Annotated in this window: 18 protein-coding genes and 1 riboswitch; of the genes, 16 read left to right on the top strand and 2 right to left on the bottom strand. The window is 34.9% G+C overall.

What is annotated here, in order from left to right:
* Positions 1-78 precede the first annotated feature (78 nt).
* The 11 genes from MKX66_RS12280 (at position 79) to MKX66_RS12230 (ending at position 11,087) form a co-directional block, all read left to right on the top strand.
* Positions 79-1,203: a D-alanyl-D-alanine carboxypeptidase family protein gene (locus MKX66_RS12280; RefSeq protein WP_002086664.1), complete on the top strand. Its 1,125-nt coding sequence runs from the start codon at positions 79-81 to the stop codon at positions 1,201-1,203.
* Complete coding sequence (gene spmA / locus MKX66_RS12275) at positions 1,196-1,792, top strand: spore maturation protein SpmA (protein ID WP_002086662.1); 597 nt, start codon at positions 1,196-1,198, stop codon at positions 1,790-1,792. Before MKX66_RS12280 ends, spmA begins: the two co-directional genes overlap by 8 nt.
* Positions 1,789-2,319 (top strand): spore maturation protein SpmB, encoded by a 531-nt coding sequence (gene spmB / locus MKX66_RS12270; protein ID WP_341086267.1) that lies wholly within the window; start codon positions 1,789-1,791, stop codon positions 2,317-2,319. Before spmA ends, spmB begins: the two co-directional genes overlap by 4 nt.
* A 288-nt stretch (positions 2,320-2,607) precedes the next feature.
* On the top strand, positions 2,608-3,336 hold the full coding sequence (gene rluB / locus MKX66_RS12265; protein ID WP_002030733.1) for a 23S rRNA pseudouridine(2605) synthase RluB: 729 nt from the start codon (positions 2,608-2,610) through the stop codon (positions 3,334-3,336).
* 94 nt (positions 3,337-3,430) lie between these two features.
* Positions 3,431-3,952 (top strand): thiol-disulfide oxidoreductase ResA, encoded by a 522-nt coding sequence (gene resA / locus MKX66_RS12260; RefSeq protein WP_002030735.1) that lies wholly within the window; start codon positions 3,431-3,433, stop codon positions 3,950-3,952.
* A gap of 124 nt (positions 3,953-4,076) precedes the next feature.
* A complete protein-coding gene (gene resB, locus MKX66_RS12255; RefSeq protein WP_002135242.1) occupies positions 4,077-5,693 on the top strand; it encodes a cytochrome c biogenesis protein ResB in 1,617 nt (538 codons plus the stop codon).
* An 18-nt stretch (positions 5,694-5,711) separates the two neighbouring features.
* The gene (gene resC, locus MKX66_RS12250; protein WP_326996378.1) at positions 5,712-6,869 is read left to right on the top strand and encodes a cytochrome c biogenesis protein ResC; all 1,158 of its coding nucleotides are present in this window, start codon (positions 5,712-5,714) and stop codon (positions 6,867-6,869) included.
* Between the two features lie 301 nt (positions 6,870-7,170).
* A complete protein-coding gene (gene resD, locus MKX66_RS12245; RefSeq protein ID WP_002011758.1) occupies positions 7,171-7,887 on the top strand; it encodes a DNA-binding response regulator ResD in 717 nt (238 codons plus the stop codon).
* Positions 7,887-9,662: a sensor histidine kinase ResE gene (gene resE, locus MKX66_RS12240; RefSeq protein WP_341086263.1), complete on the top strand. Its 1,776-nt coding sequence runs from the start codon at positions 7,887-7,889 to the stop codon at positions 9,660-9,662. Before resD ends, resE begins: the two co-directional genes overlap by 1 nt.
* A gap of 143 nt (positions 9,663-9,805) precedes the next feature.
* Positions 9,806-10,387: a cob(I)yrinic acid a,c-diamide adenosyltransferase gene (locus MKX66_RS12235; protein WP_002086651.1), complete on the top strand. Its 582-nt coding sequence runs from the start codon at positions 9,806-9,808 to the stop codon at positions 10,385-10,387.
* Between the two features lie 85 nt (positions 10,388-10,472).
* A complete protein-coding gene (locus MKX66_RS12230; RefSeq protein WP_341086261.1) occupies positions 10,473-11,087 on the top strand; it encodes a peptidoglycan DD-metalloendopeptidase family protein in 615 nt (204 codons plus the stop codon).
* 204 nt (positions 11,088-11,291) lie between these two features.
* On the opposite strand, the gene MKX66_RS12225 is transcribed toward MKX66_RS12230, so the two are convergent.
* On the bottom strand, positions 11,292-11,978 hold the full coding sequence (locus MKX66_RS12225; protein ID WP_002030740.1) for a hypothetical protein: 687 nt from the start codon (positions 11,976-11,978) through the stop codon (positions 11,292-11,294).
* A 248-nt stretch (positions 11,979-12,226) separates the two neighbouring features.
* Positions 12,227-12,366, top strand: a riboswitch (FMN riboswitch).
* 163 nt (positions 12,367-12,529) lie between these two features.
* On the opposite strand from MKX66_RS12225, the gene MKX66_RS12220 reads away from it, so the two are divergent.
* A complete protein-coding gene (locus MKX66_RS12220) occupies positions 12,530-13,108 on the top strand; it encodes an ECF transporter S component (RefSeq protein WP_002011769.1) in 579 nt (192 codons plus the stop codon).
* 117 nt (positions 13,109-13,225) lie between these two features.
* Here the strand turns inward: MKX66_RS12220 and MKX66_RS12215 are convergent, their stop codons facing one another.
* Positions 13,226-13,474, bottom strand: coding sequence for a ferredoxin (locus MKX66_RS12215; protein WP_001151994.1), 249 nt, complete (start codon positions 13,472-13,474; stop codon positions 13,226-13,228).
* A gap of 297 nt (positions 13,475-13,771) precedes the next feature.
* Between MKX66_RS12215 and MKX66_RS12210 the strand changes: the two genes are divergently transcribed.
* The 4 genes from MKX66_RS12210 to MKX66_RS12195 are packed head-to-tail and all read left to right on the top strand — an operon-like array spanning position 13,772 to position 17,417.
* On the top strand, positions 13,772-14,833 hold the full coding sequence (locus MKX66_RS12210) for a helix-turn-helix domain-containing protein (protein ID WP_341086259.1): 1,062 nt from the start codon (positions 13,772-13,774) through the stop codon (positions 14,831-14,833).
* Positions 14,823-16,352: a RecQ family ATP-dependent DNA helicase gene (locus MKX66_RS12205; RefSeq protein ID WP_002086642.1), complete on the top strand. Its 1,530-nt coding sequence runs from the start codon at positions 14,823-14,825 to the stop codon at positions 16,350-16,352. The genes MKX66_RS12210 and MKX66_RS12205 overlap by 11 nt, the downstream gene beginning before the upstream one ends.
* The gene (locus MKX66_RS12200; RefSeq protein WP_002064506.1) at positions 16,352-16,915 is read left to right on the top strand and encodes a CPBP family intramembrane glutamic endopeptidase; all 564 of its coding nucleotides are present in this window, start codon (positions 16,352-16,354) and stop codon (positions 16,913-16,915) included. Before MKX66_RS12205 ends, MKX66_RS12200 begins: the two co-directional genes overlap by 1 nt.
* A 22-nt stretch (positions 16,916-16,937) precedes the next feature.
* A complete protein-coding gene (locus tag MKX66_RS12195; RefSeq protein WP_002126396.1) occupies positions 16,938-17,417 on the top strand; it encodes a LysM peptidoglycan-binding domain-containing protein in 480 nt (159 codons plus the stop codon).
* Positions 17,418-17,449: the final 32 nt, after the last annotated feature.

Genomic DNA, 17,449 nt, shown 5'->3' with positions numbered 1-17,449 from the left:
AAGGAAGATTTCGTTCATATTTTAAAAGGCCAAGCATACACTTGTACAAAAAGTGCCAAAAGGACGTGGGGGGGAAATATGAGACGAATTTGTATAATAATTACGCTAATTATAATGTACGCAAGCGTTATGCCAATTCCTGCATATGCAAAAATGAACGGTGGTGTCAGTGCTCGTAACGCAGTCTTAATGGAACAACAATCCGGTCGTGTGCTATATGGGAAATTAGAACATGAGCCACAAAAAATTGCTAGTATAACAAAAATTATGACAGCATTGTTAGCTGCTGAATCAGGAAAAATGAAAGAATTAGTATCGGTTAGTAATGAAGCGGTACGAGTAGAAGGATCGGCAATTTATTTAAAACCTGGACAAAAAGTTAAGTTAGAAGATTTAGTTTACGGATTAATGCTTAGATCTGGTAATGATGCAGCACAAGTAATTGCTGAAAATGTGGGAGGGAGTATAGAAGGATTTGTATATTTAATGAATGAAAAGGCGAAAGAAATCGGAATGAAAGATACGCATTTCTCAAACCCGCATGGCTTGGATGGGGATGGATCGCATTATTCGTCGGCTTATGACATGGCATTATTAACGAAATATGCAATGGGGAACGAGACCTTTAAGAAAATTTTTGGAACAAAAACGTATAAATCAGATTCTTGGGATTATCCGTGGAAAAATAAACATAAGCTTGTGACATCTTATTATGAATTTGCAACAGGGGGAAAGACAGGTTTTACGAAGAAAGCAGGACGGACGCTTGTCACAACAGCTTCCAAAGATGGACTAGATTTAATTGTCGTAACTTTGAGTGCTTCTAGTGACTGGGATGATCATATGAATTTGTTTGATAAAGGCTTTGAACGCTATAAGCAAGCGAAAGTTTTAGGACAAGGCGCACTCGCTGAAATAAATGAAAAGAAATATGCCAATCATGTTTATACGAAAAATAGTTTTTCTGTACCTTTAACTGAAGAGGAAAGAAAGAGCGTGTTATTGAAAGTTGAGCTCGATAAAAGTGCAAAACTTACGGATGGAGTAAAGATTGGGAAGACAGAAATTTATGTAGGGAACGAGAAAGTTGGAGAACGAAATTTGTTTTACAGTAAACGAAAGTTAGTAGCTACAACGGGAATGTATTGGAATAACGTAAAAGAAATCTTCTCTTACATGATAGGTGTTGGGATAGATGGTTAATCTCGTATGGGCAGCGATGGCAGTTATAGGGATTGTGTATGCCATGATAAATGGAACGATGGAAGAAGTGACCAAAGCAGTGTTTGAAGGGTCAAAAGATGCTGTAACGATTTGTATTGGACTTATTAGTGTTTTAGTATTTTGGCTCGGTTTAATGAAAATTGCTGAGGAAGCTGGATTGTTAAAGAAGTTAGTATCACTTTTTATGCCGATAGTAAAAAGATTATTTCCAGAAATACCGAAGGATCACCCGTCAATGGGATTCATTTTATCAAATATGATGGCGAACTTTTTTGGGTTAGGTAATGCAGCAACACCTTTAGGTATTAAAGCAATGGAACAACTGAAAGAGTTAAATGGTGGAAAGGATTCAGCAAGTCGTTCTATGGTGACGTTTCTAGCATTAAATACTTCAGCGATTACATTAATTCCGACTACTGTCATTTCGATTCGAATGACTTATGAATCAGCAAACCCTACTGAAATCGTTGGCGTAACATTTATAGCACAAGTGTTATCGATGATTGGAGCGATTTGGATTGACCGCTATTTTTACCGGAGAAGGAGTAGAAAGGGGCGGAAAAAATGAGTATTGTAAATACAATTTCATTATGGATAATTCCTTGTGTAATTGGTTTTATCCTTTTGTATGGCACGATAAAGAAAGTTCCAACGTACGAATCGTTCGTTGAGGGCGGAAAAGAAGGGATTCAAATTGCGGTTTCCATTTTGCCGTTTATGGTTGGAATGCTTGTATCTATTTCTATTTTCCGGGCATCAGGTGCTTTAGATGCGATGATATCGGTAATGAAGCCGATGTTAGACTTTATTCATGTACCAGCCGAAATCGTTCCACTTGCACTTATACGTCCGATTTCGGGATCTGCTGGTTTAAGTATTACGACCGACTTAATCGCTACATATGGGCCAGACTCGTTTATTGGTAGGTTAGCTTCAACGATGCAAGGTAGCACAGATACGACTTTTTATATATTAACAGTATACTTTGGGGCTGTCGGTATTAGAAAAATGGGAGATGCATTAAAGGTAGGACTTTTTGCAGATTTAATCGGAATTATTTGTTCAATTGTGTTTGTTTCCCTATTGTTTCGGTAATGCTATTCATTTTTTGCGCTATTTAGCTTATAATACGTATACGACCACTATTAACGTGTAGTTTAATAGTGGTTTTTTTATGCGGTGTTTTTGACAAAATGATGAACTTTTATCGTGGACAACATGAAAAAGTGTAAACAATAATAAAGGGTGAAAACGTGATATGCCTTTAGACGTTTATCATCATTGCTATGTTGTTAAAGATAGGCGAAGTAAATGGCATAAAGCTTAGGCGGTTGCCAAGTCTTTCTAATGTAAGGTAAGATAAATTTGAGGTGAAAAAAAGAAATGGAACGATTACAAAAAGTGATTGCGCAAGCAGGTATTGCATCGAGAAGAAAGGCTGAGGAATTAATTCAGCAAGGGAAAGTGAAAGTTAATGGGAAAATAGTGAAGGAGTTAGGAACAAAAGTAACTCCTCAAGATAAAGTGGAAGTAAATAACATCCCTCTTGAAAAAGAAGAACCTGTTTATTTTTTACTATATAAACCAACTGGTGTAATTTCAAGTGTATCAGATGATAAAGGAAGAAATGTTGTAACAGACTTTTTCCCTGAAATTAGACAACGTTTATTCCCAATCGGACGCTTAGATTATGATACGTCTGGCGTATTATTGATGACAAATGATGGTGAATTTGCAAATGTATTAATGCATCCGAGATATAAAGTTGAAAAAACGTATGTTGCGAAAATTAAAGGGCCATTAACAGGTGAGAAAATTCGCATGTTAGAACGAGGTGTTGCATTAGAAGATGGGAAAACAGCACCAGCACAAGCGAAAATTATTTCTTGGGACAAGCGTAAAGAGATGGCAATTGTACAATTAACGATTCATGAAGGACGTAACCGTCAAGTACGCCGCATGTTTGAAGCGTTAGATTGTAAAGTAATGAAATTAAAACGTGAACGGTATGCCTTTTTAGAAGTGGGTAGTTTGCGTCCTGGCGATGCGAGAGAATTGACACCACATGAGGTGAAACAATTACGTGCATTGGCTTCTACAAAGCCTCGCTAATCTATATTGTGAAACTTTCACCAGTGGAATGCTCCGCTGGTGATTTATTAAAAAATACATATATTTATCACTCGTCGAAGAGAGGGGAGACAACATGAAAAAAAATCGCTTATTATTTCGTGTTATCATTTTGCTCATTTTAAGCGGTGCGGTAGGGTTTACGCTATATCAAGGATTTTTTACTGATAAAGAGAAAATGCAAATTGGAAAAGAAGCACCTAACTTTGTTGTAACTGATTTAGAAGGAAAGAATATTGAATTAAAAGATTTAAAGGGAAAAGGTGTATTTTTAAATTTTTGGGGAACTTGGTGTAAACCTTGTGAAAAAGAAATGCCTTATATGAATGAGTTATATCCGAAATATAAAGAAAAAGGCGTTGAAATTATTGCCTTAGATGCAGATGAAACGGATATCGCAGTGAAGAACTTTGTGCAACAATATGATTTGAAATTCCCAGTTGCAATTGATAAAGGGCAAAAAATCATAGGTACATATGGAGTGGGACCATTACCAACAACCTTTTTAATTGATAAAGAAGGCAAAGTAGTAGAGCAAATTATAGGTGAGCAAACGAAGGAACAATTGGAAGAGTACTTAAAGAAAATCACTCCATAATTAAGAAAGCCTTTACATAAGAGGTGCTTACGTATAGCGCCTTCGCTTTAAAAATTCTGAGTATTGCGGTAACTCTAAGATAGAATATACAATAGTACATATAGATAAAAGGGCGGTGAGAGCTTTGAAAGAAATTAAGTGTGAATGTGGACATGTTAATCCGATAGGAACCATTTTTTGTGAAGCATGTGGGAAACCATTTGAAAGTAATGAAAATATAAAATTATTGGATATGAGATATGAGGGGAGTGCTCGGAGATCTCTCACACATACAAAAACGATAGTCGATAAAATTTGGAGTTTTTTCTCTTCTGTAAAAGTAGGTGTATGGTTAATCGTAATAACTTTAGCTTCATCGGCAATAGGAACTATCTTTCCCCAAGAAATGTACATAACTCCAGGAATCGAACCAGCTGAATATTATAAGACCGAGTATGGATTTTTAGGACAATTATACTACCAATTAGGATTTAATAATTTATATGGATCATGGTGGTACATGATTTTAATTGCTTCCATTGGTATTTCACTTGTTATATGTAGTTTAGACCGTGTCATTCCTCTTTATAAAGCTTTAAAAAAACAAGGGGTGAAAAGACACCCAAGTTTTTTGAAAAGACAGAGAGTGCACGGGACTGGTACGCCGCATGAAGGTGACTTAGAGCGAGTTCAAATTAATTTAAAGAAACGTAATTATAATGTAAAAGTGGAAGACGGGAACGTTTTAGCGGAAAAGGGACGTTTTTCACGTTGGGGTCCATATGTAAACCATATTGGTCTTATTATCTTTCTATTCGGTGCAATGCTACGTTTTTTACCGAGTATGTATGTAGATGAAGCACTTTGGTTACGTGACGGTGAAACGAAAGAAATACCAGGAACAGATGGTCAATACTATTTGAAAAACGAAAAGTTTATCAAGGAAGTTTATGATAAGAGTAAGGATAAAGAAGTTTTTGATGAAGCAATTGATCGTGTTGGTGATAAAATGATTGCGAAAAACTTCCAAACAAATGCTGTATTATATAAAGCGGTAGGAGAAAATATAGCGGGTCAAAAACCAAAATTAGAAAAGGTAAAAGAAGCTGAAATTCGAGTGAATGAGCCACTGAAATTTGATCAATTTGCTGTTTATCAAGTGGATTACAAAGAAAGTGAATTTAAAAGCATGTCTTTCCATTTGCAAAACAAAGAAAATAATCAAAAGTTGGGACCGATTAAAGTAGATTTAGCGAATCCTACAGAAAAATATGATTTAGGAAATGGGTATTCTCTAGAACTATTAAGCTATTTTCCAGATTTTTATTTTGATGAGAATGGAAGGCCGAATACGAAAACAAAATTACCGAATAATCCTGCATTCGTCTTTAAAATGTTTACCCCGGAAACACCAGATGGTGAAGTTAGTTTCGTCGGTATTCAGCAAAACATAGAGCCTGACGGGAATAATAAATATAAAATGTCATTTGCAGGTGTGGAAATGCAAAATGCAACAGCTCTTACAGTAAGAAAAGATTTGACGCTTTGGATTCTCGGTATTGGAGGATTTATATTTATGGTTGGTGTGATTCAAGGTATGTATTGGAACCATCGCCGTATTTGGATACAACGTGTTAATGATGAATGGTGGGTTGCAGGCCATACGAATAAAAATTGGTTCGGCTTAAAAAAAGATATTGAAAGAGTACTAGAAGGAACAGCGATTCCACAACCACACGATAAAATGAATGAAAAAAATTAGTTAAGGTGGGGAAACGATATGGTACAAATAAGTAGTAATTTTCTGTTCGCGGCGTTTATCTTATATTTAATTGCAACTTTATTTTTTGGAGGAGCAATTAAAGAAAAAGGTAACAAGTGGGCAAATATAGGTATAACTATAACAATTTTAGGATTTATTGCACAAATAGTATATTTTGTTACAAGATGGATCGCATCAGGACATGCACCGGTTAGTAACTTTTTTGAATTTGGTACATTTTTTGGCATGATGCTTGTGGGAGCATTTATTGTCATGTATTTTATGTACCGCGTAAGTATAATTGGACTCTTTGCATTACCAGTTGCACTTTTATTAATTGCATATGCGAGTATGTTTCCGAGGGAAATATCTCCGCTTATTCCATCTTTAAAAAGTAATTGGTTACATATTCACGTGACGACTGCAGCAGCAGGACAAGCAATTTTAGCAATTAGTTTTATTACGGGCGTTATGTATTTATTGAAGAATGTAGATCAATCAACGAGAAGCAAACGTACATTTTGGTTAGAGACAGTAGTTTTCACACTTGTTTGTACAGTTGGGTTTATTGGAATAACAACGGTATTTTCTAGTATGAAATACGAAGCGAAGTTTCAATGGATTGATAAAAATGAACAACAAGTTGAAATGAAGTATAATCTCCCTGCTTTAGTTGGACCGCATGAAGGGAAGTTAATGACAGAAAATAAATTAGAGCCAACAGTTGAAGTTCCAGCGATTGTAAATGCGAAAAAATTAAATACTGTTATTTGGTCAGTGTTAGTGGGAACGCTACTTTATATTGTATTAAGACTTGTTTTACGTAAGCGAGTGTCAGCGGCACTTCAGCCGTTAGTAAAGAATACGAATAGTGATTTATTAGATGAAATCGGATATCGTTCTATTGCGATAGGATTCCCGGTGTTTACATTAGGAGCATTAATCTTTGCAATGATCTGGGCTCAAATCGCTTGGACGCGCTTTTGGGGTTGGGATCCAAAAGAAGTTTGGGCGCTTATTACTTGGCTCTTTTATGCTGCGGTATTACATTTACGTTTATCTAAAGGATGGCATGGAGAAAAATCCGCCTGGCTTGCAGTGATTGGTTTTGCAATCATTATGTTTAACTTTATTGTAGTAAACTTAATTATCGCGGGTTTACATTCATATGCATAGAGAAATAAAATAGGAAAGTGTATGTCACTTTCCTATTTTATTTTTGTCAAATTTTCTTCTTTTTTGAGAAAAACATGACAAAGTAGCGGTTGATTCTGTAAAATGATGTCGAGGACCAAATATACTGTTCAAAAAAAATACATAGTTTTGGAAAAAAAATGAACAAACTTTATTATTCTTGTGAAGCATAATATGGGAAGTGGAACGTTAAAAAATGCTTAATTAAACGAGGATAGGTGCAACATTATATTGTAGAAGGGTAGGTGTAAACCGTTGTGGTAAAAGTACGCAGCGGGTAGAAATGGAAAATGAATCAAGAATTTTAATTGTAGACGATGAGGATCGTATTCGTCGTTTATTAAAGATGTATTTAGAAAGAGAGCAATACACAATTGAAGAAGCGGATAATGGTGATACAGCTTTAGAAATGGCGTTACAAAATGATTATGATTTAATCCTACTGGATATTATGATGCCTGGTAAAGATGGTATCGAAGTGTGTAAAGGGATTCGTGAGAAGAAAGCGACGCCAATTATTATGCTGACAGCAAAAGGTGAAGAAGTAAATAGGGTACAAGGGTTTGAAGTTGGAACTGATGATTATATTGTAAAGCCGTTTAGCCCGCGTGAAGTAGTACTTCGTGTGAAAGCGGTATTACGCCGCGCTGTACCAACGACATTCTTTACACAAGATACAACGACGAAAGATGTTACTGTTTTCCCTCATTTAACAATTGATAATGATGCGCACCGCGTTACAGCGGATGGTAATGAAGTAAACTTAACACCGAAAGAATATGAATTACTATTATTCTTAGCGAAATCCCCGGATAAAGTTTTTGACCGTGAGCAATTGTTAAAAGAAGTATGGCAATATGAGTTCTTCGGAGATTTACGTACAGTTGATACGCATGTAAAGCGTTTACGTGAAAAGTTAAGTAAACAATCACCAGATGCAGCGAAAATGATTGTTACCGTTTGGGGCGTAGGTTACAAGTTTGAGGTTGTGAACGACTGATGCTTTGGAGAAGTGTAGTAGGGAAGTTATGGATGACCATATTACTTCTCGTTTCGTTTGTTCTTGGATTTGTTGCTATTTTACTTTCACAGTTTTTTAGAACGTATTATGTTGATATGAGTGAAGCTAGGCTTCAGAAAGTTGCAACAAGTGTCACGGAATTAATTGAAGAAGGTGCCGATGTAAAAACGATTGAGGATATTGCTTACAAATTTTCTGATCCACTTTCAAGGATTATCATTGTAGAAGACGGTAAGGAAATTTCTTCTTCGCCGAAACAAGAAGGATTAGTTACTCTTACAATAGATGATTTGAAAAATGATAAAGAATTAGCAGCTGTTTTTACAGATAAAAAGGATATTAAGAATAATATTAGAAAAGCTTCTAATAGTAGGAAGAATAAAAATACTGAAAATGATATTATGATCGTCGGGAAACCAGTACAGTCAAAAAATCAAAGTGCAGTGTTTGTATATGAATCATTGCAAGTTCCAATACAAGGTATGGAGAGAACGACTGATTTTATTTTCTTATCAGCCGGGATTGCGATTATTTTAACAACTTTCTTTGCATTTTTCTTATCTACTCGAATTACGGCACCGCTTCGTAAAATGCGTGAGGTTGCATTTGAGGTAGCGCGCGGGAAATTTGATACGAAAGCCCCTATGGTGTCGCAGGACGAAATTGGTGAGCTTGCAACTGCTTTAAATCAAATGGGGAAACAGTTGAAGTTTAATATGAATGCCCTGCAGCAAGAAAAAGAACAGTTAGCTAGCATTTTGAGTAGTATGGCAGATGGTGTTGTTACGTTAAATCAAGAAGGTGAAGTCGTTGTTATCAACCCACCGGCAGAACACTTCTTACAAGTTTGGCAAGAAGAAAAAGAAGTAGAGTTAATTAAAAAACTGCCTTCTGAACTTGTTGAACTATTCCATCTCGTTGTAGCAAGTGAGCAACAACAAGTTGTTGAAATTAATTTGCAAAAAGGTAACTACGTAGTTCTTATGACACCGCTTTACAATCAAACAAAAATTCGTGGAGCTGTAGCAGTATTGCGAGATATGACGGAGGAGCGTCGTCTTGAGAAAATGCGTCAAGACTTTATTGCGAATGTATCACATGAACTTCGTACACCGATGGTAATGCTTCAAGGATATAGTGAAGCAATTTTAGATGATATTGTGCAAACGAAAGAAGAAATTAATGAGTTTGTTCAAATTATTTATGATGAATCTGTTCGTTTAGGTAAACTTGTAAATGAGTTATTAGATTTAGCCCGTATGGAAAGTGGACATGTAGAGTTACATATAGGTGAAGTAGATATTCATCCATTTGTCGAAAAAATTGGCCGTAAATTCCAGGGGATTGCAAAGGATAAAGAAGTCCAATTAACAGTGGATTTCCAAAGTCCAATTGAACAATATCCGTTTGATGCAGACCGTATGGAACAGGTACTGACGAATTTAATTGATAATGCAATCCGTCATACAAATGCAGGTGGACATGTTACACTTGTAATTAATACGAAAAATAGTGGCCTTACTTTCGAAGTGCAAGATTCAGGTGCTGGTATTCCAGAAGAAGATATTCCGTTCTTGTTCGATCGATTCTATAAAGCTGATAAAGCGAGAACGCGAGGGAAAAAAGTTGGAACAGGACTCGGGCTTGCGATTGCTAAAAATATTGTTCAAGGTCATGACGGGAAAATTTCTGTATCAAGTGTCGTTGGAGAAGGAACTACATTCTCTGTATATTTACCAAATCGTATAATTTAGATATATATGTTTTTAAAAAGTTGATCATGAATAAAAGCTTTACTGTTTTTTTATTTTTTTGTAAGTGCAATTAAATAAAGAATGGTAGAGTTTTTTTTCTTTAATAATCAGAATGAAAATAAAAAGAGAGGTGTCATAATGAAATGAAACTTTATACAAAAACAGGTGATAAAGGGGAAACGAGTGTCATAGGTGGCCGAGTGGATAAAGATCATATACGTGTAGAAGCTTATGGAACAATTGATGAGGCGAATTCTCATATCGGATATGCCATGTCTAAATTACAAGAGGAATGTTTTCGTAACATTTATAACGAACTTGAAAATATTCAACATGAACTATTTGATTGTGGAGGGGATTTAGCAATAGTAGAGAAGAAAATCCCTTATAAAGTAACGATAGAGATGGTCGAGTATTTAGAGAGACGAATTGATTCGTATACAGAAGAAGCGCCGCCTTTAGAGCGTTTTATTTTACCAGGTGGTAGCGAGATATCGGCTGCACTACACATTGCACGTACAGTTATAAGAAGAGCAGAACGTTGTATAGTGTCATTGCAAAAAGAAGGAGAAACCAATGAAATTGTTCTAAAGTATATAAATAGGTTATCTGATTATTTATTTGCGCTTGCTAGAGTAATAAATGCGCGTTTACAAGTGAAAGATGTGGAGTATAACCGCAGTGCACTTGTTTTTCGTAATAAAGAAGAGAAGGAAGTGGAGTAATCCACTTTCTTTTTTTTGTATACTTTTTTCTGTAATATCCCACAATAGAGAAGGTATGACGGTTATTAGAAAACGGAGGATGTATATGAAAGCGTTAAAATGTGGCGTGGTGATATTGAGTGTATTATTTTTATCTCAATTACATGTTTACGCTGAAGGGAATCAGTGGATATGGCCTGTTGATGGGCAGATAAGTGATTATTTTGGGACAAGATATGGGAAACACTATGGTATTGATATAGCTGCGCCTATTGGAACGCCTGTTGCAGCTATTCAAAATGGTAAGGTGACAAAGTCTTATTTTTCAAGTAGTTATGGAAATGTTGTGTTTATTAAACATGGAGAATATGAGGCTGTTTATGCGCATTTAAATAAGAGATATGTAGTTCAAGGTGATAACATTTCAAAAGGAGAGCTAATTGGAGAGGTAGGGAATACAGGAGAATCGCGAGGAGCGCATTTACATTTAGAATTGCATCAAGGGAGATGGACGATGGAGAAAAGGAATGCGATGAATCCGTTGCTTGTTTTAAATGAACAAAAAAATCAAGTTGTGTCATCATCACTATATATTGTACAAAAAGGTGATACTTTAGTTGGTATTGCCCGGAAATTTAGTATGACAGTTGAGGAAATTAAAGTGAGGAATGGATTGCGACAAGAGCAAATCTATCCGAACCAACAACTATACGTCAAGTAAAGGCAACGTCTCAAAAGCATAACTTTTGAATAAATTTATTTTTTTCTTATTTAAGATTGCGATAGTAAATGAAATTATATCGAACATAGCTCTTATTATATCGACATTTCGACAAGAAATATCGACTAACAATAAAATGCGACAGTAAGAGCAACCTATTCCTAACGAAAAACCGTCCCAAAAGATCTTTTGGGACGGCTTCTTTTACCAAAAAATAAAGACACATATAAATCCAGTAATAGCTAAGTAGCTATATAAGTAAAAGACTTTTGTTCTTGTTTTTTCTTTTGTCCGAAATAGTACGATAGTTGGTTCGATTAGACCAATTGTAAGACAAAGTAAACCAAGAAGCATAAAGCCAATTGAAAGAGAATACAGGGCGATTTGTGGTGCTTGAAATGGAATCATCCATTTTAATAAAAATGCAATAAGTGCAGTGTAACAAATGCAACCGATGTATTTATTCAATGGTGTATCAGAACGGAAACCAGGAAGTTTCTTGGAAAACGGACGGGAAACAACTTCCGTTTGTAAAGATGTATGTTCTTCAATTATTTTTTGAGCTTCTTTTCCTTTTTGGAAAAGGGATAAAATCCAGTTTCGCTCACCTTGGAAAATAAATTGAGAAGTTGTTAAATAGTGATCAACTTTTACCTTATTCCAACTCTTCCATGGATGACGCTCACACAATTTTAATTTACTTTCTGTTTTTTTATCATACTGATAAATACTTATGCCATCTTGGTCAAAAGTAGCGTAGTATGTCTCTCTTGAGAATGTGCCTAGATCAATTGGACAGTAGAAAAGTAATTCTTTTTTCAAATAAAAGTATTCTTTTCTTAAGTTCTTTTTCATTGCTTCTCGAATAGAGTGTCTTTTATCTTTCTTCATGACATTTCCTCCATAACTCAGAAAATGTTCTTATCTTAACAATTCAACATCTTATCACTTTTGACGACATATGACTAGGGGGATTCATAAGAGAAATACCGAATTATAAAAAATATGGGTTGTATTGTAAAATATAGTGATCGTTTCTTTAATTATATAAAATCAATAACTTATTTTTAGTAAGTTACACTTTTTTTGTTCACAATACGATCATGTTGTTGTATAATGAAGTGGAAAATAGAATATCGGTCTATCTTCGGGGCAGGGTGAAAATCCCGACCGGCGGTGATGAACATTTAATAATTTCGTTCTAAGCCCGCGAGCCGTTAAGGCAGGATTTGGTGTGATTCCAAAGCCGACAGTACAGTCTGGATGGGAGAAGATGGAGGTTCAAGCGTTCAAAAAAGATAAGTATTTGAACGTCTGTTTGATGTGCCTTAAAATTCTCCCTTTGTGTAAATCACAAAGGGTTTTTTCGTTCTATGAAAAAATAGGCATAGCAGAACCTTTCCACTTTCCATGAGAAGATCGATGGAAAAGGAGAGAGAAAGATGAAACAAAAAAACAGTGTAGTGCAGATGGTGAGTGTAGCGATGCTAAGTAGTATTGCGTATTTACTAATGATGTTGGATTTTCCATTCCCAGGGCTTCCGCCATTTTTAAAAATTGATTTTAGTGATGTGCCAGCTTTAATTGCGGCGATAATTTTTAGTCCAATTGCAGGTGTAATTGTAGAAGCGATAAAAAATATTTTGCATTACGGAATTCAAGGAAGTTTAACGGGAGTACCAGTAGGAGAAGTAGCAAACTTTATAGCGGGATGTTTATTTATTGGTCCAGCAGCATTCTTATTCCGAAAGTATCGCACAGTAAAAAGTTTAACGACAGGATTAATGCTAGGTACAATTACTATGACAGTTATTATGAGTGTGTTAAACTACTTTATTATTTTACCAGCGTACACTTGGTTTTTAAATTCACCAGCTATGTCTAGTGATATTATGCGACAAACTATTGTAACGGCGATATTACCGTTTAATGTAATTAAAGGAATTGTTGTAACAATTGTATTTGTAGCACTATTTTCACGCTTGAAAGTATGGGTATTTGCAAAAATGAAAAATGCTTAAAAATATTAAACCATTGGCAGCGTAACTGCTAATGGTTTTTTTGTTAGTGAGAATGAAAAAGAGTTCAAAAAATCCCCCTCATAAGTATGAGGGGGATTTTTTGAAGTTAATAAAAGACTATTCGAATTTTAAAGAGTCGCCATCAAATGATTCGTCAGCAACTTTAATTGAGTCAGTTGGACAACCTTCGAATGCATCCATCATATCTTCAATTAATACATCTGGAATTTCAACGATACCTTGGTTATCGTCTAATGTTACAAATGCAATGCCTTCATCATCATAGTCATAAATGTCTGGTGCAGCAGCACCACAAGCACCGCATGCAATACAAGTATCTTTGTCAACGATTGTATATTTTGCCATATTTTTTCCCTCCTGATAATATGTATGTGAAAAGTTCGCCAAAAAATTATAATCTTATTGTAAAACGGTTTTAAAAACTTTTCAACATAAAATTATAATGATAATGCTTATCAATTAGAGTGTCAACTTATTTTTGAATTATTTCATAAGATTTTCAAAATACTTAAATGTTATTTCGTTTGATACAATAGAATATATACAAGCATGTAGTGTGAATATGATAAGTTCAATGAATAGCAGTTAATGTGCAATCGTATTGAAAAAGGAATGAAGTTAGACTGAGAGGTGGAAGCGGTAATGCAGCTACAATATACTTTATTATATTGTTTAAAACAATTGAATGGTGAAAGAACCGTTTCTTCGATTTATTATTTATTAAAAGGAAAGAGATCGTCGCAAACATTACAAGATGGGAATATGTTTCAAATTTCTTTTTTGTTTGGGATTTATAAGTCATTAAATAGAGCTGATTATAATCAAGAAGTTGCAAAGTTGTTACAAACGGATTTAGTTCAAGGTATACATGATAATACATATGTGTTAACGACTGCTGGTAACGTGCAATTAAACAAATGGGAAGGTGACTTTGCCTTTCCGACATATTTAAATGGTTTACACTATGGTGAAATAGGTGAAACATTTTGGAAGAGATTATCATTGATCGTTCAAACCATTTCGAATTTACAACAGGCGAATACGAAATTTATTCCAATTCAACAGGATACAGAAATAATGATGTGGGTGAAACGTTTTCTCACTGGAATACCGTATATGAGAAGTGAATTGGCTAAAAGATTATGGAAGGAAATGCATACTCTTTTACAAAAAAATAATCCAGTAGAGGCGACAATCTTAATATATCGGTTAACTGGGTATAAACGTATTGGGTGTACTTTACAACAATTAGCGGAAATTACGAAACAAGATATATTTCGAGTGTATTTTTTATTTTGGGGTACAATTCATTTCCTTATTCAAGAAGTTCGCAATAAAGAAAATGAGTTTCCATTATTAGCTGAAATTATATCTTATCCAAATGAGAAAGCTGATTTATTTAGTTTATCAACAAAAAAAACATATAATCTTTGGAGACAAGGACGCTCTTTAGAAGAAATAGCAACAATTCGGAATTTGAAGGTTGCCACGATAGAAGACCATTTTGTAGAAATTGCTTTACGAGAAAAAGAATTTTCTATTGAAATGTTTATGGAAAAAGAAAAAATGGAAAAAGTAACAAAAGTAATTGAAGCATTACAAACACGTAAATTGCGTGTGTTGAAGCAAGCGGTTGGAGAGGAAATCTCTTATTTTGAAGTACGTCTTGTATTGGCACGGATGGAGGGTATAAATGAAGCTTGAGGAATATTTATATAAGTGGTTTGGATATTCTGAATTTCGTCCGGGGCAAAAAGGAGTTATTACGGACTTATTGGAAGGAAAAGATGTTGTAGCAATGCTTCCGACTGGAAGGGGAAAGTCAATGTGTTATCAACTTCCGGGGCTTCTGCAAGAGGGTACGGTGCTTGTTGTATCACCATTATTATCTTTAATGGAAGACCAAGTTACGCAATTAAAGTATGTCGTGAAAAATCGAGTTATTGCATTGAATAGTTTTCGGACGTTAATTGAAAAAAGAGAAGCAATGAAAAAGCTATCTTTTTATAAATTTGTTTTCGTATCGCCAGAGATGTTGCAGTCGGAACTTCTAATAAGAGAATTGAAAAAAATTCATATTTCATTATTTGTCGTAGATGAAGCGCATTGTATTTCACAATGGGGCTATGATTTTCGGCCAGATTATAAAAAATTAGATAAAGTAATTGAGAGTATCGGATCTCCGACAGTACTAGCATTAACAGCAACTGCGACAAAGGATGTACTGCGAGATATAGCGGAAAGTTTAAATCTAAAAAATATTGCTGAGCATGTGTACTCAATTGATCGTCCAAATATTGCGATGGAAGTGCAATTTGTGGAAACAATAGAAGAAAAAAAAGAGGCGCTTTTTGAGCATGTAATGTATTTGCAAGGGCCTGGTATTGTTTATTGTTCAAGTAGGGCCTGGACAGAGCGTTTAACCGAGTATTTAAGAGGAAAAGGAATTACAGGTGTAGCTTTTTATCATGGTGGTATGGAACATGAAGAGCGTATGTTAATTCAACAACAGTTTATGAATGACCAGTTGCAAATTGTAATATGTACAAGTGCTTTTGGGATGGGGGTAAATAAGGCGAATACAAGATATATTATTCATTTTCAATATCCGACAAATGTAGCTTCCTATTTACAAGAAATTGGAAGAGCGGGAAGAGATGGAGAATTGAGTATAGCCATTTTATTATGTAGTCCATTGGATCACGATTTGCCAATTTCAATCATTGAAGATGAATTACCAAGTAAATCGCAAATACAATTTTTATTTTCGTTACTACAAGAAAGAATGTTTCAAACGAAAGTATTACCATTAGAAGATGTAGAAGAAATTTGTTATAATGCAGCAAGATTTAATGAACAGTATTGGCGCTTTACACGTTATCATCTCGAACATCTTGGAATCATACAACAGCGAAATCTCATGTTAGAGAGCTTGTCAGATGAAATAATGCACAGATTAATAGCGGAAGTGGAAGTGAGAATGCGTAATAAATATAGTGAGCTAGAAAATATGAAGTCATGGATACAAGTTCAAGGATGTAGACGTGAATATTTATTACAACAATTCGGTTATAGAAAAGAAAAAGAGATAGAAAACTGTTGTGATTACTGTGGTATTACAAAAACGGATTATAAAAAAAGACGAGCGCAACAGTTAGTTTTCGACTATAATTGGGAAACAGAGTTACAAAAGCTTTTCGGCCTAGGAAAGATGGAGGAATGATGAACATTCAAAGGCATAATGTTGAAGATATGAGTCCGAGAGAAATAAGACTGAATCTCTACATAACACAACTAATCATTATTGGTATCGGTTGTTTACTAGCATATATATTATTTCAAGATAAAAGAGAAGTTTATAGTTTATGGAAATGGGAACCGGTTTCTATACTTTTAATAGGTAGCTTGTTAGCGATTTGTATTGTGTTATTAGATTATGTTGCAATGCGAGTGTTTCCAGAATCTTGGTTTGATGATGGTGGCATTAACGATAGAATGTTTCAAGGGATTTCTGTCATGCATTTACTCGTTATCACGTTTATTATTGGCTTTGCGGAAGAGTTTTTATTTAGAGGTGTAGTGCAGACTCATTTCGGAATTGTAATAGCGAGTTTAATTTTTGCTGTGTTACATATTCGGTATATAACGAAGCCTTTTTTGTTTTGTTTCGTCTGCTTTATTAGTTTTGTTTTTGGTTATGTATTCGAGTGGACAGGAAATTTGTTTATAACAATCTTTGCACACTTTCTTGTTGATTTTATAATGGGGCTCCAATTAAGAAAATAAATGGAAGGTGGTGGTGAACAACATGAGAAAACGAATTCCTGATTTTGAAGAGGAGTTAGAAGTTGAGCAAGTGGAAGAAGATGAAAGTTTACCGCCGCGTAGTGAAATTCATAGAAATAAAGAGAACAAACCAAAGTTTAAAATGAATCACATTTTCGTCCGAGTGTTAACATTTTTGTTCATATTGTTACCTATTAGTATCCTATGGTATACGGATAAGTATATACAGGTAAAAAGTGATAGTAATAATGCTGAGAAAAGTGCGTTTGAAGTAATTTTCTTTGATTCCGCTAAGACTGAATCAAAGAAGCAGCCTGAGAAAGTAGCAACTCATGTTGTGAAAGATGGAGAAACTTTAGAAAGTATAGCGAAGCAATATTTCTCAGATGAAGATGGGATAGAAATAATAAAAAAGTATAATGATTTACAAGAAGACGAAGTGAAGGTAGGACAAGAATTGAAAATTCCTATAAAAGATAAGTCCACGAAGTATGAGAGCTAGCTAAATGAGTGATATATAGCTCCACATAAAAT

Origin of the sequence: Bacillus sp. FSL R9-9530 (assembly GCF_038008145.1) — a bacterium.
Lineage (GTDB): Bacteria > Bacillota > Bacilli > Bacillales > Bacillaceae_G > Bacillus_A > Bacillus_A mycoides.
Note: the sequence above shows the minus strand (reverse complement) of the source record. Positions and strands in the feature narration are given on the sequence as shown.